The organism is Streptomyces sp. NPDC090088, assembly GCF_044747345.1.
In the GTDB taxonomy this organism is placed as follows: domain Bacteria; phylum Actinomycetota; class Actinomycetes; order Streptomycetales; family Streptomycetaceae; genus Streptomyces.
Genome location: NZ_JBIVDZ010000010.1, coordinates 501,070 through 520,859 on the forward strand (window position 1 = coordinate 501,070; position 19,790 = coordinate 520,859).

General features: G+C 70.8%; 16 protein-coding genes. 12 read left to right on the top strand and 4 right to left on the bottom strand.

Features of this window, described 5'->3' with window-relative positions:
- Nucleotides 1-186 precede the first annotated feature (186 nt).
- The gene (locus tag ACIPSJ_RS41905; protein ID WP_401353870.1) at nt 187-1,014 is read left to right on the top strand and encodes a hypothetical protein; all 828 of its coding nucleotides are present in this window, start codon (nt 187-189) and stop codon (nt 1,012-1,014) included.
- A 134-nt stretch (nt 1,015-1,148) separates the two neighbouring features.
- Here ACIPSJ_RS41905 and ACIPSJ_RS41910 read toward each other — a convergent pair whose 3' ends face one another.
- From ACIPSJ_RS41910 to ACIPSJ_RS41925, 4 genes are all read right to left on the bottom strand, one after another.
- A complete protein-coding gene (locus ACIPSJ_RS41910) occupies nt 1,149-2,195 on the bottom strand; it encodes a S66 peptidase family protein (RefSeq protein WP_401353872.1) in 1,047 nt (348 codons plus the stop codon).
- A 401-nt stretch (nt 2,196-2,596) separates the two neighbouring features.
- Nucleotides 2,597-2,977: a VOC family protein gene (locus tag ACIPSJ_RS41915; RefSeq protein ID WP_401353874.1), complete on the bottom strand. Its 381-nt coding sequence runs from the start codon at nt 2,975-2,977 to the stop codon at nt 2,597-2,599.
- Between the two features lie 214 nt (nt 2,978-3,191).
- On the bottom strand, nt 3,192-4,190 hold the full coding sequence (locus tag ACIPSJ_RS41920) for an aminoglycoside phosphotransferase family protein (RefSeq protein WP_401353876.1): 999 nt from the start codon (nt 4,188-4,190) through the stop codon (nt 3,192-3,194).
- A 376-nt stretch (nt 4,191-4,566) separates the two neighbouring features.
- On the bottom strand, nt 4,567-5,475 hold the full coding sequence (locus tag ACIPSJ_RS41925; protein ID WP_401353878.1) for a LysR family transcriptional regulator: 909 nt from the start codon (nt 5,473-5,475) through the stop codon (nt 4,567-4,569).
- 184 nt (nt 5,476-5,659) lie between these two features.
- On the opposite strand from ACIPSJ_RS41925, the gene ACIPSJ_RS41930 reads away from it, so the two are divergent.
- The 11 genes from ACIPSJ_RS41930 (at nt 5,660) to ACIPSJ_RS41980 (ending at nt 19,788) form a co-directional block, all read left to right on the top strand.
- The gene (locus ACIPSJ_RS41930) at nt 5,660-7,084 is read left to right on the top strand and encodes an amidohydrolase family protein (protein ID WP_401353880.1); all 1,425 of its coding nucleotides are present in this window, start codon (nt 5,660-5,662) and stop codon (nt 7,082-7,084) included.
- 35 nt (nt 7,085-7,119) lie between these two features.
- Nucleotides 7,120-7,353 (top strand): hypothetical protein, encoded by a 234-nt coding sequence (locus ACIPSJ_RS41935; RefSeq protein ID WP_401353882.1) that lies wholly within the window; start codon nt 7,120-7,122, stop codon nt 7,351-7,353.
- A gap of 504 nt (nt 7,354-7,857) precedes the next feature.
- On the top strand, nt 7,858-8,859 hold the full coding sequence (locus ACIPSJ_RS41940; RefSeq protein WP_401353884.1) for a TetR family transcriptional regulator: 1,002 nt from the start codon (nt 7,858-7,860) through the stop codon (nt 8,857-8,859).
- Between the two features lie 338 nt (nt 8,860-9,197).
- Nucleotides 9,198-10,181, top strand: a complete 984-nt coding sequence (locus tag ACIPSJ_RS41945; RefSeq protein WP_401353886.1) for a TetR family transcriptional regulator — start codon at nt 9,198-9,200, stop codon at nt 10,179-10,181.
- A gap of 279 nt (nt 10,182-10,460) precedes the next feature.
- On the top strand, nt 10,461-11,981 hold the full coding sequence (locus tag ACIPSJ_RS41950; protein ID WP_401353888.1) for an ABC transporter substrate-binding protein: 1,521 nt from the start codon (nt 10,461-10,463) through the stop codon (nt 11,979-11,981).
- 39 nt (nt 11,982-12,020) lie between these two features.
- Entirely contained in the window at nt 12,021-12,959 is a 939-nt protein-coding gene (locus ACIPSJ_RS41955) for an ABC transporter permease (protein WP_362589400.1), read from the top strand.
- Complete coding sequence (locus ACIPSJ_RS41960) at nt 12,959-14,779, top strand: dipeptide/oligopeptide/nickel ABC transporter permease/ATP-binding protein (protein WP_401353890.1); 1,821 nt, start codon at nt 12,959-12,961, stop codon at nt 14,777-14,779. The genes ACIPSJ_RS41955 and ACIPSJ_RS41960 overlap by 1 nt, the downstream gene beginning before the upstream one ends.
- Nucleotides 14,776-15,630, top strand: a complete 855-nt coding sequence (locus ACIPSJ_RS41965; protein WP_401353892.1) for an ATP-binding cassette domain-containing protein — start codon at nt 14,776-14,778, stop codon at nt 15,628-15,630. Before ACIPSJ_RS41960 ends, ACIPSJ_RS41965 begins: the two co-directional genes overlap by 4 nt.
- Entirely contained in the window at nt 15,627-16,295 is a 669-nt protein-coding gene (locus ACIPSJ_RS41970; RefSeq protein ID WP_401353894.1) for a cyclase family protein, read from the top strand. Before ACIPSJ_RS41965 ends, ACIPSJ_RS41970 begins: the two co-directional genes overlap by 4 nt.
- Before the next feature lie 30 nt (nt 16,296-16,325).
- The gene (locus tag ACIPSJ_RS41975) at nt 16,326-18,821 is read left to right on the top strand and encodes a beta-glucosidase (protein WP_401353896.1); all 2,496 of its coding nucleotides are present in this window, start codon (nt 16,326-16,328) and stop codon (nt 18,819-18,821) included.
- A 67-nt stretch (nt 18,822-18,888) separates the two neighbouring features.
- Nucleotides 18,889-19,788 carry an arginase family protein gene (locus ACIPSJ_RS41980; protein WP_401353898.1) on the top strand — a complete coding sequence of 300 codons (900 nt, stop codon included), beginning with the start codon at nt 18,889-18,891 and terminating at the stop codon, nt 19,786-19,788.
- Nucleotides 19,789-19,790 lie beyond the last annotated feature (2 nt).

Consider the following 19,790-nt stretch of genomic DNA (forward strand, 5'->3'; position numbering starts at 1 on the left):
CCTGGATCATCACGGCCGTCGTCCAGGCCAGGCGTCCTTCGTCGCCGTTCGCGACGCACGCCGCCTCTGGCACGGACAGGCCGTCCCCGCCCGGAACGAATCCTGGGCGTTCTGGAAAGGGGTCACCGCCAACCTTGCCAACCCGCTCACCTGGACCTTGCCGCCGACCCCCGCACCGCGGCCGACGTGCTGCGCAGCGAACTCCCCGACCTGCACTTCGGCACCCTCAACCACTGTCTGTGGCAGGCGGAGCAGGCCGAGTGCACCCGCCATCTGCCCGAAGCCGAGCGCGGAGCACCACTGATCGGCGCCTGCCAGCCCGCCCGCTGCCGCAACTCCGCCGTCACCGCGGCCCACGCCCCGATCTGGCTGGCCGAACAGCACGACCTCACCGAACGACTGCGCGACCGCCGCCTACTGGCCGCCCGCCGCGCCGCCCTGCGCGCCCGCCTCGACGACATCAAGCCCATCACCACTGCCCTCACCCAGGACCTGTGCATGACCGTCTCCCCGGCCTCCGGCGCCAGCCTCCGCGCCGCCATGGCCCGCCTCCTGGCCGGACAGCCCCAGCGCACCGACGGCGCCCTCACCAAGGAGAACCTCGCCCGCGAAGCGGGCGTCAGCCACGCCACCGTCCACCGCGCCACCGGCGTCCTCGCCGAATGGAATGCCCAGGTCACCCGTCCGATCCGACGCACCCCCAGTGAAGTCGCACGCGACGACACCATCACCGCCCTGCGCACCCAGCTCACCCAGGTCCGCGGCCACGCACGCGAACTCCAGGGCCGGCTCGACGCCCTGGCCACCGTCACGGCGAACCTGTACGCCGAGAACCTCCACCTGCGCCGGCGCCTCACCGTCAAACCCCCTCCCAGACCCCGGCCCGGGCGCCTCCCCGCTGATAGCGAAGCCGAGGCACCAGAAGACGGAGAAGCCCGCCGCTACTTCAAGCCCTCACTCGCGGCGACCTCCGAGCTGACCAGCCTGCGTGCCCCGGATGACGCGCAACGCTGAGATGCAGGGGCGAGCAGAAGACTGCCTTCCGCAGCATTCCGAGGCGCACGTGAACTGGTCGCTCATCACCCTCATGAGCAGGCGTCTGAGCCTGTTTCTCGCCCCTTGTCGTCAGCTGAGGATGTTCAGAGCCGTCAGTACGTCACCGTGATCCGCTGCGCGGGGCCGTCCACGCTGACCGTTCCGCCGTACGGGATCACCAGTTGGGGATCGGTGTGCCCGAAGTCGACGTCGAACACCGCCATGGTGTGTGGGGCGTACGCGGCCAGCGCACGCAGCACCGCGTCGCGCTGCTCAACGGCGTAGCGCCGCTTGTCCTCCTCGTTGTTCGGCTGCTGGAAGGACCATGCTTTGGCGCGGCCCATCAACAGGGCTGGGAAGCGCGCAAGCAGGCCGCGCTCTCCCATGTTGCGCAGGATCCGGAAGACCTCCTCCCCGCTCGGCATTTCCTCTGACGTCTCCAGGAACAGCACGCCGCCCTCGTAAGCTGCGGGATCGCGTTCGATCTCGCGGTCGGCCATCAGCAACCACGACAGGATTTCCAGGTTGCCACCCCAGGCACGGCCGGTGACATCGTGGTCGGGCTGATGCCAGATCCAGCCGTCGGCGGGCTGCGAGTCCGGTTCCGTCTCGAAGGTGGCCGGGTCGGCCCAGTCGCGGGCGGTGTCGCGGTAACGCTTGGCAGGGCGGAGTTCGTAGGGGCCCGAGGTGAACAGGGCCGCGCGCACCGACTCGGCGGTGGAGGGATGGAGTGCTGTCGGGCGGCCGATCTCGGTCATCACGCAGGCGCCGTGGTAGGCGACGATGCCTAGGTTATGCAGGAAGAGCAGCAGGTTGGTGTTGTCACTTGAGCCGAAGAACGGCTTGGGGTTGGCGCGGATCAGCTCGCGGTCCAGCAAAGGAAGCACGGTGATCTGGTCGTCGCCACCGATGCTGGCCATCACCGCCCTGACCGAGGGATCGGCGAACGCGGCGTGGATGTCGTCGGCGCGTTCCCTGGGTGTGGAGCCCATCTTGCGAGTGGTCGGGTACTCCACTGGTTCGAGGCCGAAATCCTCACGCAGACGCTTGAGCCCCAGCTCGTACGGAAGAGGGAAGAGCCCGGGCAATCCAGACGAAGGAGAGATGATCGCTATGCCGTCACCGGGCACAGGCTTTGGAGGATAGGCAGGTGAGGTCACGAACGTCAGGCTAGAGGTCTGATCGACTACTGATCATCTTCATTTCAGACGGGGATTCTCAGTCCATCAACTTGAAGCAGGAACCGAACCCATCCCCTGCCGGATATCCACTATGTGGACTTCCGCCCACGGCCAGCGCGAGTACCCCGAACGACCGTCACGCCAGCCCTTTGACCTGCGACTTCAAGTTGACGGAAGCTCACGGCGGAGGCGTCGGCGGACCCGACAGACGGTGGCTGCGATGCAGTCGGGCGAGCAGGCGGAGTGTCCGGGAGGTCGTCGGCGCGAGCCGGCCAAGGCCGCCCGGTGACTTGCGGCGTCGTTCACTCGGTGGGCCTGGGAACGTAGCCGTGGTGCGGTCGTCCGGGTGGCCTGGCGGGGGCGCCGGGCCGAGTCGTGGGTCACGTGCGTACCCAGAGACAGAACGGGTGTCCGGCTGGGTCGAGGTGAACGCGTACGTCGTCTTGAGCTTGGTGCTCGGCGAGGGTGGCGCCTGAGGCGATCGCGTGGGCTGCGGCGCTGTCGAGGTCGTCGACTTCGATGTCGAGGTGGATCATCATCTGCTCGTCACCGGGGCTGGCGGGCCAGACTGGTCTGGCGCAGGAGGTTTCGGTGTGGAATGAGAGTCCGGGGCCGCCTTCGGGCGGGCTGAGCTTCACCCAGTCGGACTCTTGGCGCTCGATGGGCCAGCCGAGGAACTGGCGATAGAAGGTGGCCAGCTCGTGGGCGTCAGGTGCGGCGAGGCAGATTGTTGACAGCCTCAGCCGTGGCGGTTGACTCATGTGGACTCCTGGAATGGGAGGGCAGGGTATGAATCAACTTCGCAGTGAATCATGGCAGTTGACCTTGATCGAGGGGCGAAGGGAGAGTCGATCACGACTGGCCGGGGCTATGACACCGGCAAGAAAATCAACGGCCGCAAGAAGACACATCGCGGTCGACACCCTCGGCCTGCCGGTGATGACCACGGTCACCGGTGGCTGGCGGCCCCGATATTTAGATCGGTGGTTCGGTGAAGAGTTGCAGCAGCCAGTTGGCGCTTTCCGCGCCGCCTGTGGTTGTGGTTGCTCCGGGGAAGAGGCGGCCCCAGGAGCACGCGCGGCCAAGAGCACTCAGTCGCCATGCCAGAGTCACCGCGCGTCGCAGTTCTGCGCTCGTCCGACCTTCTCCCGTCCAGGGTTCCAGGTAGGCGTCCCGTAGCCGTGGCAGCACTTCGGACCCGTATCGCGCACTGGCTGCGCGGGCCGGGACCAGGAAGCTGCAGAACGGGTGGGAGACCGCGGCGTCGCCCCAGTCGAAGAAGGTGAATCGGCCTGGCGCTGGGTTGAACAGCTGGCCGTCGTGCAGGTCGGAATGGTCGAGGGAGTCAGCGATGCCTACGTCGGCGAGTTCAGCGCACCAGTCCACGAGGCGCGGCCGGAGTCCATACAGCCTCTTGAGGTCGTCCGGCTGAAGTGTGGTGTTCTCCGTGATGAGCCGGTCGAAGACGTCAGGAAGCGCAGTGGTGCGTGCGCTGGGGACACCGAGCAGTTCGATCTCGTGAGCGTGCGGAACAAGCGTGTGCTGCATGCTCGCGTACTGGCCCAGCAGTTCTTCCCAGACTCGTGGATCGGCGGGGCTGCGGTTGAGTACGTCCCTGAAGAGCTCGCCGCCGTGGGGAAGCAGCGACCAGCCGTGGTCGGCGTCGACGGCGAGTGGTTCCAATACGTGCTGCGGCACCCAGTGGGCCAGGGCTGCGGTCAGCGTCGCCTCGAAGGCGCTGGCAGGCGGGTTGGCTTTGAACCATACGGCGTTGTGTTCTTCGACCGGCAGACGCACCAGAACGGACCACGGTCGTAGCCGCACTCTTCGTTGCCCTGTCTCGCGTAGGCCGCGAGCGGCAAGCTCGCGCTCAGCCCATCCGAGGGCAGCGTCTCGCCAGGCTTCTTGCTCCCAGGGCGTGACCGCATCTTCGTATTGGCCCCGGTCCACGACCACCGACGCGTCATGTTGCATCGCGCCATCCCAGCATCGTGCCCGCCGGTTCTCCATCGATTTTCTTCTTGAGCCCCTCGGCAGCGTCTCCCAGACGCGCGTGTGCCGAGTCCGCGTAGCGGATGGCGGTTTTGGCGTGCGCCCGAGAGTGACAGCCGTGACCACGGCGAAGCGCACACGATCTACGGCGTCTGGCACGACTCGGTTCGCCCGCACCTACCCGAGAAATCAGAAGCTCATTACGTCGACACACGTTTGAGTGAAGGGCGACACACGAACCGCCCCTGCTTGAGACGGCGGGATCTGCCTAGGCGTGGAGTGACGCAGCAGGTGGTCCTGGGCGGCGAATGAGCCCAGGCTGTGGCCGAGAAGGACCACTGGCACTCCTGGAAACCGGCTACACCACCGGCTGATCCAGGTCCTGGTGCGTGAGGCAACCGTCGGGTTGCGCGCGCAGGTGCCGGGCGGCCTGCCGGACGGCGGTGACGGCGGGCCGGTCGTCGGCGGCGCGGGTGGCGAGTGCGATCTGTACGGGCGGCCCGTCGAGCGGGACGAAGCGGACACCGGGGTGCGGGTAGAAGCGTCCGGCGGCATCCGCGTGCAGTGCGAGTCTGCCGGTCGTCGCGACCGCCGCGGGGATGGCGGCGGGGCTGCGCAGGGCGTCGCGGTGGTGAGCTCCGTCGGCGGCGGGCCCTGACCAGGCCGCGGTGGCGGAGCTGGGGAAGGCGGTGGGCAGCCAGGCGCTGTCGGCGACGTCGGCCTCGGTCAGGCGGTCCGCTTCGGCGAGCGCGGAGCGGGCGGGGACGACGGCGACCCGCGGCAGGGTCAGCGCCTGTTCGAAGACGAGGCCGTCGACGGGGCCGACGTACTGGACGATGCCGGCGTCGACCCGGTGGCCGCGGATCGCGTCGTACTGGTCGGCGAGGTCCAGCTCGGCGTAGGAGAACGCGATCGCGGGATCGAGAGCGTGCACGGCCTGGACGAGATCCGTGCCGCGTTCGGCCAGGCCGAAGCCCAGGACACCGAGCGTGAGGTGCCGTGGGTCGGCCGGGCCCTCCGCGTGCCGGTCGGTGAGCGAGTCCAGGGCCGTCAGCAGGGTGCGGGCCTGGGCGATGAGCCGTTCTCCGGCAGGGGTGAGCGTGACGCGGCGGCTGGTGCGGTCGAAGAGCATGGCACCCAGGTCCTGTTCCAGGCGCTGGATGTGGCGGCCGAAGGGCTGGGGACTGATGTAGTGGCGCTGGGCCGCCCGGCCGAAGTGCAGTTCCTCGGCCAGGGTCACCGCATAGCGCAGGGCCCGGATGTCCATCGCGTACCTCCATCCCTCCCCGTCCGTCTACGTGATCGCGGCGGATTGCGTCAACCCGTCGGCCACGACCGGTTCAGAACCGTTTTGGCTGATGATCCCCGCCGGGCTCCCTGGTGAGGTGAGGCCACGGAAGGCACGGCCCCCGTGGTTCACACGACGTTCGGATGACAAGGGAGTCATCGGCATGGCCCAGGACCGCATTCTGCTGCGCGGCGGCACCGTTCTCACCATGGACCCGCGACTGGGGACCCTGACGCGAGGCGACGTACTGATCGAGGACGGGGTGATCGTCGCGGTCGCGCCGGAACTGGCCGTCGACGAGGCGGAGATCGTGGACGTGACGGGGCACGTCGTGGCGCCCGGCATGATCGACACCCACCGCCACACCTGGCAGACGCCCCTGCGGGCACTGTGTGCCGACTGGACCCTGATCGACTACCTCTTCGGCGTCCGCCTCGGTGTCTCGCCCGCCTTCGAGCCCGACGACGTACGCCTGGGCAACCGGCTGGGCGCCCTGGACGCGCTGAACTCGGGCGTCACCACGATCCTGGACTTCTCGCACTGCAACAACACCCCCGAGCACGCGGACGCGGCGATCGCCGGCCTCCGCGAGAGCGGCGTCCGCGCGGTCTTCGGCTACGGCTTCTTCGAGTCGAACCCCGCCAAGCCGCCGCACTTCGCCGACCACGCCGCCCGTGTCTCGGACTTCGCGCGCGTCGCCGACACCCACTTCTCCAGCCGCGACGCGCTGGTGACCCTGGGGGCCGCGCTCACCGAGTACGGCACGCTGCCCTTCGACACCACCCGCGCCGAGATCATGGCCGCCCGGGAGCGGGACGCGCTGATCGTCATGCACACCGGCTGTGTGTGGTCCCTGCCCACCGGGGTGGGCGAACTCGCCGCCGCGGGGCTGCTCGGCCCGGACCAGGTCCACGTGCACTGCAACACCCTCACCGACCACGAGTGGCGGCTGATGGCCGACCACGGCGCCAAGCTGTCGATCTCGGTGGAGACCGAACTCAACATGGGCATGGGACGGCCCGCGTTCGCCGCGGCCCGCCGTCACGGCATCGAGCCGACCCTGTCCTGCGACATCGTCTCCCTCAACACCGGCGACCTGTTCACCCAGACCCGGATGGGACTGGCCTTCCAGCGCTGGGCCGACACCGAGGCTCTCAACCTCGGCGGCGGCGACCCCACCGCCGTCTCGATCACCGCCCACGACGCGCTGCGCTGGTCCACCGTCAACGCGGCCGACGCGGTCGGCATGGCGGACCGCATCGGCAGCCTCACCCCCGGCAAGCAGGCCGACGTCATCGTCACCGGCGGCCCGGGTCTCTCCCAGCACCCGCACCTGGACCCGGCCGCGACCCTCGTCTTCCAGACCACCCCCGGCGACGTCCGTCACGTCCTGGTCGCCGGCCGCTTCGCCAAACGCGACGGCCACCTCACCGGCGCCGACCTGCCCGGTCTGCTCACGCAGGCCGACGCCTGCGCCGAGCGCGTCCTGGGCCGTATCGCCACCTCCGGCAGGCCCCTGCCGGGAACGCCGCCGCAGGGCTGGGGCGCCATCGTCGCGGCCTCGGCCGAACTGCACCAGGCCCCCTAGCACCGTCACCGACCCCGATTCCGGAGAACCCCCTCGTGCGCTTCGTCAGCTACGCCGCTCCCGACGGCGACCGCGTCGGTCTGCTCGATGCCGACGACCTCGTCCACCCGCTGCCACCGGGCGTGCGGCTGATCGACCTGATCGACGACCCGCAGCACCTGCGCGACGCCGCCGAGCAGGCCCTCCGTACGCCTCATGTCCCGCTCCCGTACGGACGGTTGCGGCTTCGCGCGCCGATCCCGCAACCGCCGACCGTCCCCGCAGGGTAGGTGCGGTGAGGTCCGCACCGTGAACGCTGGTGGCTCCGACTTTCCGGGCGGCTCACGCTCCACAGTGAGCGCTCCAGCAAGGTCGGCGGCGCCACAGCCGTCCGTCCGCACTCCCTGGAGACGATCCTCGAAGTCGACGTAGTACTGTTGCCGACCCTGCTCGCCGCGGAGGAGGCCGCCGCCCAGGAGGCCGGCGGTGGTCACGACCGATGGGACGGTGTCCTGCCCGCTTGCACGGTGCTGCTGGAGCGGCCTGCCGGGCACGACGCTCCGCCGGTTTGTGGATCTCGCTCGCACCTTCCCGCCACCACACCCGCTGGGGAACCTGTGCAGTGGGCGGAAGATGCCAGGAGCGGACACAATCGGGCCTGGTGGCGGCTGCCGGGGGCGATCTGCTCAGCTCTATTCCCGCAATACTGACTGAATGAGTGTGGCTGTCGGTGGTCGGCGGCCGAACATGGAGGGACGGTTGTGGCGGAGGGCGGGTCACGGGTGGAGCGTCGTGTGTACGCGAAGGGGGAGGCTCGGCGTGCGGAGATCCTGGCCGCGGCGTTGGCCGCGTTCGCGGAGCAGGGGTACCGGGGTTCGTCGCTCAGGGACATCGCGGCGGAGACCGGGGTGTCGGCGTCGGGGATCCTGCATCACTTCGGGAGCAAGGACGCGCTGCTGACCGCCGTTCTCGCGGAACGCGAGCGGTTGGACAAAGAGCTTCATCCGGTGGAAAGCCGACCGGACGAAGCGGCCGACTACTTCCGGAACATGATCGATTACAACATGTCGCAGCCGGGGCTGGTGCGGTTGTTCGCGACGCTGGTGGCGGAGGCGGCCGATCCGGACCACCCGGCGCACGCGTGGTTCGTCGAGCGGTACGAGGGCGCGCGGGAGCATGTGCGGGCGGTGCTGGCCGAGGATCTCGCCCTGCTGGGGGAAGCGGAGCGCGAGGCGACGGTCCAGCTGTTCATGGCGGTGAGCGACGGTCTGCAGACGCAGTGGCTGCTCGACCCGGAACGTGACATGCGGGCCGGAATGGACCTCTTCGTCGACCTCTACGTCCGCGCCAAGCGGTACCGGGAGCATGCGGGGGCGGCGCACCAGGCGGAGCCCGGGCCCACCGCGACGGCGGAGCCCGGGCGGATACGGCAGGTGCGGCTGGGGCCGAAGGGTGCCGCGGTCGCCGACCGGCTGGAGAGCTACGGGCACCAGGGGAGGCTGGCGGACGGCCGGGTGCCCACGTCCTACGAGGCGGAGGTCGAGGCGGCCTGCGCCGCGCTGAGTGCGGCGCTCACCCGGCGGGGGGCGGGCTGGGACGACGTCGTCGAGGTGCGGACCCTCCACGTCGACCTGGCCGGCTCGTATCTCGACGTGACCGGCGAGGTGCTGAGCGCCAGGACCGGCGGCCGGGACGTCTCCTGGCTGGCGCAGGCCGCCCCCGACCTCGCACATGACGGTGTGCGTGTCGAGGTCGGCGCGGTTGCCCTGGTGCCCCGTTCGGGCGCCGGCGGTTGAAAGGGGCCGCCGCCGCAGGGACTCTGCGGCGGCGGGGACCCGGTCCGCGCGTTCCCGCGCAGTGGTGAAAACTCCCGATGAGACCGAAGCCGTCGGGGCGATGGAACCCGTCGTCACCGTCCCGGCCGTCTCCCTCGTGCCGGTGCGTCTCGGCAGCGGTGGCTTCGGCGACCCGTGACCCAGGCGGAGACTTCACATAGACGCTGAATGACTGTACAGCGTTATGGTGGAGCGGTCGGGTCAAACCTGAACAGCGCTGTGTCCGCGGCGGCGTGCCGTGGGGAGCGCGTTCGGGGTCGGCGGGAGAGGGAGTGGGTGTGGCGGAGGATGCGTCTCCGGTGGGTCGCCGTGTCTATGCCAAGGGGGAGGCTCGGCGTGCGGAGATCCTGGCCGCGGCGTTGGCCGGGTTCGCGGTGCAGGGCTACCGGGGTTCGTCGCTCAGGGACATCGCGGCGGAGACCGGGGTGTCGGCGTCGGGGATCCTGCACCACTTCGGGAGCAAGGACGCCCTGCTGATCGCCGTACTGGAGGAGCGCGAGCGCCTGGACAGGGATCTCTTCCCGGTGGAGAGCCGGCCGGCCGAGGCGGCCGGCTACTTCCAGAACCTGGTGGCGTACAACATGTCGCAGCCGGGGCTGGTGCGGTTGTTCGCGACGTTGGTGGCGGAGGCGGCCGATCCCGAACATCCGGCGCACGGGTGGTTCGTGGACCGGTACGAGGCCGCGCGGGAGCACGTGCGGGCGGTGCTGGCCGAGGACCTGGAGGCGCTGGGGGAGGCCGAGCGGGAGGCGACCGCCCAGCTGTTCATGGCGGTGAGCGACGGTCTGCAGACGCAGTGGCTGCTGGACCCGGATCGTGACATGCGGGCGGGCATGGACCTGTTCGTGGAGCTGTACCGGCTGGCACGGAGCGCCGGACAGCCGCGGAACCCCGGACGGCCCTCCGGCGCGCCCGGGTGGGTGCGGCACCGGAGCCTGGGACCGGACGGGGCGGTCGCGGCCGACCGGCTGGAGAGCTTCGGGCATCACGGGCGGCTGCGTGACGGCCGTACGCCCTCCCGCCTGGAGGCCGAGGTCGAGGCGGCCTGTGCCGCGCTCTGTGCCGCACTCGCGGCGCGCGGCTACGGCTGGGGGGACGTCGTCGAGATCCGCACCCTGCATGTCGAGGTGAGCGACCACGTCCTCGACGTGACAGGAGAGGTGCTGCGGGACCGGGTGGGGGAGCGGGAGGTGTCCTGGCTGGCGCAGTGTGCTCCCGGGCTTGCCCGGGACGGGCTGCGCGTCGAGGTCGGAGCCGTCGCCTTGGCGCACAGGGATAGCTGAACACATGTACTGCTTTACGTGCCGGGCGGGGCGCGGTATGCCCGGTTCGGCTCAGGAAAGTAAACCGTTTGTAACGGAACTGCGTACTCGTCTTGTCAATCTCTGAACGATAGTTCAGTGTCTTCGCATCGGGTCCGGAGAGCATGACGGTGGACGGACCCGAACCCCGCGCGTCCACGGTCCTGACGCCGTAGGCGCGCGGGGTCGGCATCGATCCGTGCCCCCGTCTCCCCCCACGTCTTCGACCCATTTCTGGCCGGTCCTGAGAAAGACGAGCCCATGAAGAAGAGAATCCTCCCGGTCGCCGCGCTGGCGACGGCGTCCGTACTCGTGCTGGCCGGGTGCGGCGGCTCCGCCTCCGGCGGTTCGGGTACGGCGGACAGCCTCCGCCTCGGCGTCGCCGCCAACCCCACCACGTGGAACCCGGCCAACTCCGACGGCGGCGTCAACACCCTGTTCTTCCAGGCTCTCTACGACTCACTGCTGCGACTGACCCCGGCCGGCGAGGTCGCGCCGGGCCTGGCCAAGTCCTGGTCCTACGACGCGAACCAGACCGTGCTGACCCTCAAGCTCCGGCAGGGCGCCAAGCTGGGCGACGGCACCGCGTTCGACTCCTCGCTGGTCGCGCCGAGCCTGATGGCCACCAAGAACGGCTCCGGCGGCTTCGCGGCCTCGCTGGCCTCCCTGAAGTCGGTCACGGCCCCGGACGCGTCGACCGTCGAACTGCACCTGAGCACCCCCGACCCCGCCCTGCTCTACAACCTCGGCCTCGGCGCGAGCTACGTACTGCCGCCCGCCGCGCTCAAGGGGAGCGGCCTGACCACCAAGCCGGCGCCCACCGGGCCGTACAGCCTGGACACCGCGCAGACCGTGGCCGGCAGCAAGTACACGTTCACGAAGAACGCCCAGTACTGGGACGCGGCCTCCTACCCGTACAAGACGCTCACCCTCACCGTGATGGCGGACGACACGGCGCGGCTGAACGCCGTGCAGTCGAAGCAGGTCGACGCGATCAACGGCAAGATCACGATGATCGACGCCGCCAAGTCCGCCGGCCTCACCACCAAGAGCGCCCCGCTGGACATGCAGGGCCTGGTGATCGGCGACCGGGCGGGCAAGCTGGTTCCGGCCCTCAAGGACGTGCGGGTCCGCCAGGCGATCAACTACGCCATCGACGGCAAGGGCATCCTGAAGTCCATCGACAAGGGCTACGGCACCGCCACCTCCCAGATCTTCAACCCGAACGGCGAGGCGTACGACCCGGCGCTGAACTCCCGCTACCCGTACAACCCGCAGAAGGCAAAGCAACTGCTCGCCGCGGCCGGCTACAAGAACGGGTTCACCCTGCCCATGGCGTCGATCTCCGCGGCCTGGGGCAGCTTCGAGCCGGTGTTCAAGGAGCAGCTGGACGCCGTCGGCATCAAGGTGAAGTTCACCACCGTCCAGGCCGCCGACATCATCAAGGCCTTCTCCGACTACCCGGTCTTCATGGTCACCTGGCAGACCGCCAAGGAGTCCTACGTCGACGTCCTTCAGATGCTCAGCAGGACCAGCCTGATCAACCCGCAGAAGACCAGCGACCCGAAGTCCGAGGCACTGATCGAGAAGATGCGGACCGGCAGCGAGCAGGAGCGCGCCACGGCGGGCAAGCAGCTCAGCGCCTACCTCGTCGACCAGGCCTGGTTCGACCCGTGGGCCACCGTGAACAGCTCGGTGGTGATCGCGAACAAGTCGGTCGAGTTCGACCTGCAGACGGGCAACGTCGTGCCGTCGCTGCGGTTCTTCACCCCGGCCTCCTGACCCACCGAACTCGCCCTCAAGGCCCGGGAGGTGCCTGAGATGTTGACCTACGTCGGCCGTCGTCTGGCCGGTGGCGTGCTCCTCGTCCTCATCGTCGTGACCCTGACGTTCTTCGTGCTGCACGCCTTCAGCGGCGACATCGCGGCGAGCCTGTCCGGGAAGACGGCGACGGCCGCCCAGATCGACGTGCGCCGCCGGCAACTGGGGCTCGACCAGCCCCTGTTCAGCCAGTACTGGGAGTGGCTGTCGCACGCGGTCCGCGGCGACCTGGGCACCTCCTGGACCACGAGCGAGTCCGTGTCCGACGCCATCGACGTGCGGCTGCCCGTGACCCTGGTCCTGGCCGTCGGAGCCACCCTGGTCTCCGCCGTGCTGGGCATCGCCGCCGGTACCTGGGCGGCCGTCCGCCGCGGCGCGCTCGACCCGGTCCTCCAGATCTTCGTGGTGGCGGGCTACGCCTTCCCCGGCTTCTGGCTGGCCCTCGTCCTGTCGTCGTTCTTCGCCGTGAAGCTCGGCTGGTTCCCCGCGACCGGATACGTGCCCTTCACCCAGTCACCCGGCGACTGGCTGTCCTCCATCGTCCTGCCCGTCACCGCGCTGGTGCTCGGGGTGACGGCCACCGTCGCCCAGCAGACCCGCAACGCCACCGTGCAGGTCCTGGGCACCGACTACGTCCGCACGCTGCGCAGCCGGGGCCTGACCACCAGGCGGCTGCTGCTGGTCAACGTGCTGCGCAACGCGGCGCCCGCCTCGCTCACCACCCTGTCGCTGTCGTTCATCGGCCTGCTCAGCGGAACGATCGTCGTCGAGAACGTCTTCGCCCTGCCGGGCCTCGGCTCCCTCGCCAACACCGCGACCACCTCCCGGGACATCCCGGTGGTGATGGGCGTGATGCTGATCATGGTGCTGCTGGTGGTCGCGGTGAACATCGTGCTCGACCTGGCCCAGGCCTGGGCCAACCCGAAGGTGCGTATCTGATGAGCAATCCCCAACTCCCGGCAGCCGGCGCGCTCGACGCGGTCACGGCGCGGCCCGCCGAAGCGGTACGGCGCAGAGGTGCGCTGCGCGCCCTGATCAGCCGCCCGCTGGCCGCCGTTGCCCTCGCCATCCTGGTCCTGATCGTGCTGGCCAGCGTGTTCGCCCCACTGCTGACCAGCCAGTCCCCGACCAAGGTGGACCTCAACCTGGTGCTGGCCCCGCCCGGCGGCGACCACCTGCTGGGCGGGGACGGCAGCGGACGGGACGTCCTCGCCCGGCTGCTGTACGGCGGACGCTCCAGCCTGCTGTCCGCCGCCATCGCCCTGGGCACCGCCCTGGTGCTCGGCGTCCCCGCGGGCCTGCTCGCGGGCTACCGCGGGGGACGCCTCGACGCGGTGGCCACCTGGATCGGCAACCTGTTCCAGTCCATCCCCGCCGTCGTCGCCCTGCTCGCGGTCATCGCCGCCCTGGGCTCCTCGATCGCACCCTCCATGATCGCCTTCGGTGTCCTGCTGGCCCCCGGCGCCTTCCAGCTCACCCGTTCCGCGGTGCGCGGCGTACGCGGCGAGCTGTACGTGGACGCCGCCCGGGTCTCCGGCCTCGGCGAGACCCGCATCATGCGCCGGCACATCCTCACTGTGGTGCGCCCGCCCCTGGTCATCTGGGCGACGCTGCTGGTCGGAGCCGTCATCGTCACCCAGGCCGGCCTGCAGTACCTCGGCGTCGGCGACACCACCTCCGCCAGCTGGGGCGCGATGGTCAACGACGCCCAGCGCAACATCTACACGCGCCCCTCGCTGCTCTACCCGCCGGGCCTCGCGATCGGCATCACCGCCGCCTGCTTCGGCATCCTCGGCGCCGCGCTCGGCGACGTGCTCACCGGGGACGGCCGCACCCGGCGCGGACGCGGGAAGCAGACGTCCACACGGACCGCCGTACCGACCGCCGCGCAGGACGCCGCCGAGCCGCAGCCGGACGCCCTGGTCGAGGCGCGCGACCTGCGGGTCTCCTACACCCGGCCGGACGGGGAGGACAAGCAGGTCGTGCACGGCATCAGCCTCGCCGTCCGCCCCGGCGAAGTGCTCGGCCTGGTCGGCGAGTCGGGATCCGGAAAGACCCAGACCGCCTTCGCCCTGCTCGGCCTGCTCCCGCGCGAGGCCCGGGTCGAGGCGGCCACCCTGCGCATGGCCGACCACGACCTGACCCGGCTGACCTCCCGGCAGTGGCAGGACCTGCGCGGCCGTCGCATGGCCTACATCCCGCAGGACCCCATGTCCAACCTCGACCCGTCCTTCACCGTGGGTCAGCAACTCGTCGTACCCCTGCGGCGGCATCTGGGCCTGTCCCGGCAGGAGGCGGCCACCCGGGCCCTCGACCTGCTCGACCGGGTGGGCGTGGCGGACCCCCGCAAGACCTTCGAGGACTACCCGCACCAGCTCTCCGGCGGCCTCGCCCAGCGCGTCCTGATCGCCGGAGCGGTCTCCTGCGACCCGGAGTTCCTGGTCGCGGACGAGCCGACGACCGCCCTGGACGTCACCGTCCAGGCCGAGGTCCTCGACCTGCTGCGCGGCCTGCAGAAGGAGTACGGCATGAGCATGTTGCTGGTCACCCACGACCTCGGCGTGGTCGCCGACCTGTGCGACAGGGTCGCCGTCATGCGCGACGGCCACCTGGTGGAGACCGCGCCCGCCCGGCAGATCTTCGCCGCGCCGCGGCACGAGTACACGCGCACCCTCCTGGCCTCCGGCCTGGAGCACGCCGACCCCCGCCCGCCGCTCGGCGCCGCCGCCGACGCCGTACCCCCGGCAGGTGCCCGATGAGCCCGCAGACCGCTCCCGTCCTCCAAGTCAGCGACCTGGTAGTCGAGTTCGCGGCGAAAGGCCGGGGCCGCACACCGTTCCGCGCGCTCGACGGCGTGAGCCTCGACGTCAGGCCCGGGGAGACCCTCGGTGTGGTGGGGGAGTCCGGTTCCGGCAAGACCACCATCGGCCGGGCCGTCCTCGGCCTGAACCCGGTGACCTCCGGCTCGATCGTGTTCGACGGCAAGGACATCGCCGGCGCGGGCGCGCGCGAGCGCCGGGCCCTGGCCGCCGACCTCCAGGTCGTCTTCCAGGACCCCTACTCCTCCCTCAACCCCGCCCTCACCATCGAGGACATCCTCAGCGAACCGCTCGAGGCGGCCGGTACGGACCGCCGTACGGCACGTGCCCGGGTCGCCGAACTGCTCGACCAGGTACGGCTGCCCGCCGACTCCGGACAGCGGCTGCCCCGCGAGTTCTCCGGCGGCCAGCGCCAGCGCATCGCCATCGCCCGCGCGCTGACCCGCTCCCCGAAGCTCGTCATCTGCGACGAGCCGACCAGCGCCCTGGACCTCACCACGCAGGCCCTGGTCCTGGACCTGCTCATCGAGATCCAGCAACGCACCGGCGTCGCCTACCTGTTCATCTCGCACCAGCTGGGCGTGGTCCGCAGGATCAGCCACCGGGTGGCCGTCATCCACCGCGGCCGGATCGTCGAGTCGGGACCCGCCGTCGAGGTCACCGACAAGCCCCAGCACCCCTACACCCGCAAGCTGCTGCTGTCCGCGCCGGTCGCGGACCCGGCCGAACAGGCCAAGCGCAGGGAGGCCCGGCACGCCCTGGCCGCCGTCACCGGAGAGCACGACTCATGACCCTGATCGACCTCAGCCACCCCCTGGAACACGGCGTGGAGACCTATCCCGGGTTTCCGACACCGGTGATGCGGGCGCACATCGGCTACGACGAGTCCGCCGGAATGATCGCCGAGGGGAGGGAGTTCGGCATCGACCTCATCACCCTCATCGGCGGCTCGGCCACCTACATCGACGCCCCCCGCCACATGGACCGGCACGGCGCGGACATCGCGGCGCTCCCGCTCGACCGACTGGTGGACGTCTTCGCCGTCGTGGTCCCGGCCCCGGCCGACGGGCGACGCGAGTACCTGCCGGCCGACTTCGACGGACTCGACCTCACCGGCCGCGCGGTGCTCCTGGCCACCGGCTGGGACCGGCACTGGGCGACCCCCGCCTACGGAACGGGTTCCCCCTACCTGGGCCCGGCCGCCGCCCACCGGCTCGTCGAGGCCCGGCCCGCCTTCGTCGGCATCGACGCCGTGCTCGTCGACGACGTCGACGACCCCGATCCGCGGCCACTGCGCGAAGCCCACGTCAGCCTGCTCGGCGCGGGCATCCCGATCGTCGAGAACATGACCGGCCTGACCACCCTGCCCTGGACGGGCACCAGGGTCACGGCGGTACCGGCGGCCGTCAGAGGCGTCGGATCCTTCCCCGTCCGAGTCTTCGCCCGCGCGGACTGAACCCCCAACACCCACGAGGAACCCATCGTCATGACGCACGAACTCCGCAGCGGACTGCTGCCCGTGGACGAGGCATCCCTGCGCACCCGACTGGCCGCGCTGACGCTGGAGCAGAAGGTCACCCTGCTCACCGGCGCCGACGCCTGGCACGTCCCGGGCTGCCCGGAGATCGGCCTGTCGTCCGTGCTGCTGTCCGACGGCCCCAACGGGGTGCGCGGCGAGCGCTTCAACGAGGAGCGCGACCCCGCCCTGCTGCTGCCCAACCTCGCCGCGCTGGCCGCCACCTGGGACACCGACGCCCTGCACAGGGCCGGCGAGATCCTCGGCGACGAGGCCCGCCGCAAGGGCGTCCACGTGGTGCTCGGCCCCACCATCAACATCCAGCGGGTCCTGAACGGCGGCCGGAACTTCGAGAACTTCTCGGAGGACCCGCTGCTCACCGCCCGGCTCGGCGCCGCCTACGTCGAAGGCATCCAGTCCCGCGGTGTCGGCGCCTGCCCCAAGCACTACGTGGGCAACGAGTCGGAGACCGACCGCACCCGCTACGACGTCCACGTGGACGAGCGCACGCTGCGCGAGGTGTACCTGGCCCCGTTCGAGGCGGCCGTCGCCGCCGGCGCCGCCACGGTCATGGCCGCGTACAACTCCGTGCGCGGCACGACGATGACCGCCAACGGCCCGCTCAACAACGACGTCCTCAAGGGCGAGTTCGGCTTCGACGGCGTGCTGCTCTCGGACTGGCGGGCCACCCAGCTCACCGAGGGCCCGGCGCTCGGCGGACTCGACCTGGTCATGCCAGGACCCGAGGGCCCCTGGGGCTCCGCCCTGGTCGCGGCGGTGAAGGAGGGCCGGGTCCCGGAGACGGCGATCGACGACAAGGTGCTCCGGCTGCTCCGGCTCGCCGCGCGCGTCGGGGCGCTGGACGCCACGGCCCCGGAGAGCGGCCTCGCCTCGACCCCGCCGCCCGCCGAACGCCGCCCGGAGTTGCGCGAGTTGACCGCCAGGACCTTCGTCCTGCTGAAGAACGACGGATTCCTGCCACTGCGCTACGACGGCCCGCGCCGGGTAGCCCTGATCGGTCCCGCTGCCGTCGCCCCCGCCTACCAGGGCGGCGGCAGCGCCGCCCTCAACTCCGCGACCCTCACCGACCCCGTCGCGGGACTGCGCTCGGCCCTGCCGAGCGGCACCCGGCTCACGGTCCACCGCGGGGTCCCCTCCCGCACGAACCTCGAACCCCTCGCCGTCGAGGCCACCCTCGACACCGTCACCGGCCGGCCCGGCGGCCTGCTGGAGTTCCTGGACGCCGACGGCGACGTACTGCTCGCCGAGCACCGGCACAGCTACAGCCTCAGCTGGATAGGCTTCCCGGGAGCGCCCGCCCTGCCCCCGAGCACCGCCCTGATGCGGCTGCGCACGCTCCTGAAGGCACCGCGCCCCGGCCGCCACACCTTCGCCCTGAGCGGCACCGGCCCCCTGGAGCTGTCGCTCGACGGCGACGTCGTCCTGCGTTCCGACTCCGTGGCCCGCGACGGCATGGAGGACGTGATGCGCCGCAGCGCCGACAGCCGCGTCACCGTCGACCTCGACGGCGGTGACGTCGAGGTCGAGGTCCTCCTGCGGCCCACCGTCGAGGCCCCGGACGTGTCCCTCGTCGAACTCCTCCTCGGCCACGACGCGAGCCCCCTGACCGAGGACGAGGAGTTCGCCGCCGCCGTCGCCGCCGCACGCGAGGCCGACACGGTCGTCCTGCTGCTCGGTACCTCGGACGAGGTCGAGAGCGAGACCTTCGACCGGCCGGACCTGTCCCTGCCGGGCCGCCAGGACGAGCTGGCCGCGGCCGTGATCGCGGCCAACCCCGACACGGTCGTCGTCGTCAACGCCTCGTCCCCGGTGCTGATGCCGTGGGCCGAGGACGCGCGCGCCGTGCTGTGGACGTTCTTCGGCGGCCAGGAGTACGGCGACGCGGTCGCGGACGTCCTGTACGGCGTCGCCGAGCCCGGCGGTCGGCTCACGATGACCTTCCCCCGGGCCGCCGGGGACGCGCCCGTGCCCGATGCCGTACCGACCGAGGGCTGCCGCCTGGACTACACCGAGGGGCTCCTGGTCGGCCACCGCGGCTACGACGCCGCCGGCACCGAACCGCAGTACGCCTTCGGACACGGCCTCGGCTACACCGACTGGGACTTTCTCTCGGCCGCCACCGCCCCGGACGCGCGGGAGTCCCTCGCCGCCGGGAAGGACGCCGTGGTCACCGTGCGGATCCGCAACACCGGCGGCCGCCGCGGCCGTCAGGTCGTGCAGGCCTACGCCGACCGGGTGGACGGCGACGAGGCGGCGCCGCTCCGGCAGCTCGTCGGCTTCGCCTCGGTCGAACTGGACGCCGGTACCGAGGCCGACGTGGAGGTAAGGATCTCCTGCCGGGCGCTCTCCCGCTACCTCGACGCCGGGTGGGAACTCCCCGGAGCACCGCGCCTGGTGCGAGTCGGGCCGTCGTCGCGCGAGCTGCCGCTCACGGTGACGGTCTGACGGCCGCCCGCGCGGACGGGGAAGACACGTCAGCAATGAAGTACGAGCAACAAGGAAGGGAAATCCCGTGACGGACCACGAGGATGTCAGTCTGCGCCTGGTCTGGCCCCAGTGGCAGGGCGCCGGGTCCTCCGCTGTCAGGCAGCTCGCCCCCGAGTTCCCGTTCGACGTGGCCCGCCGGGGCTACACCGTCGGCACGGCGGTGCTGGAAGCCATGCTGCCGCCACACGACGGCCCCACGGCGACGGTGCCGGTGACGATGACCGACGAGGGCACCGAGCTGCGCGACGGGGTGGAGGCCAAGGACGTCGTCGTAGAGCAGCTGGCGCGCGCCCTGGAGATCATCCGCGCGCACGACCCGGCCCGGATCGCCACGCTCGGCGGTGAGTGCGCGGTGAGCGTCGCGCCGTTCGCGGAACTCGCCCGTCGCTACGGCGACGACCTGGCGGTCGTCTGGATCGACTCGCACCCCGATGTCGACACGCCCGAGACCGGGTACGAGGGCTACCACGCGATGGCGGTCTCCGCGCTCGTCGGCCAGGGCGACCCGGACGTGCTCAAGCTGCTCCCCGCGACCGTCTCCCCGGAACGCGTCGCCCTGGTCGGGCTGCACTCGTGGCAGCCCGACGTCACCGCGAACATCACAGGGTGGGGTCTGAAGACCTTCGCGCCGGACGAGCTCCGGGAGTCCTCGCAGCCGCTGCTCGACTGGCTCGCCTCCACCGGGTGCTCGCGGCTCGCCGTCCACTTCGACGTCGACACGGTCGACAGCAACGAGATCGTGCTCGGCCTCGGCCCCGAGCCGGACGGCCTCACGAGCGGCGAAGTCCGGCGCGTCGTCGCCGACCTCGACGAGGCCGCAGACGTCGTCGGCCTCACCATCGCGGAGTTCATCCCCCGGCAGGTCATGCACCTCCAGCAGATCCTGAAGGGCTTCCCGCTGATCTCCGCGACCACCGAGGACTGACG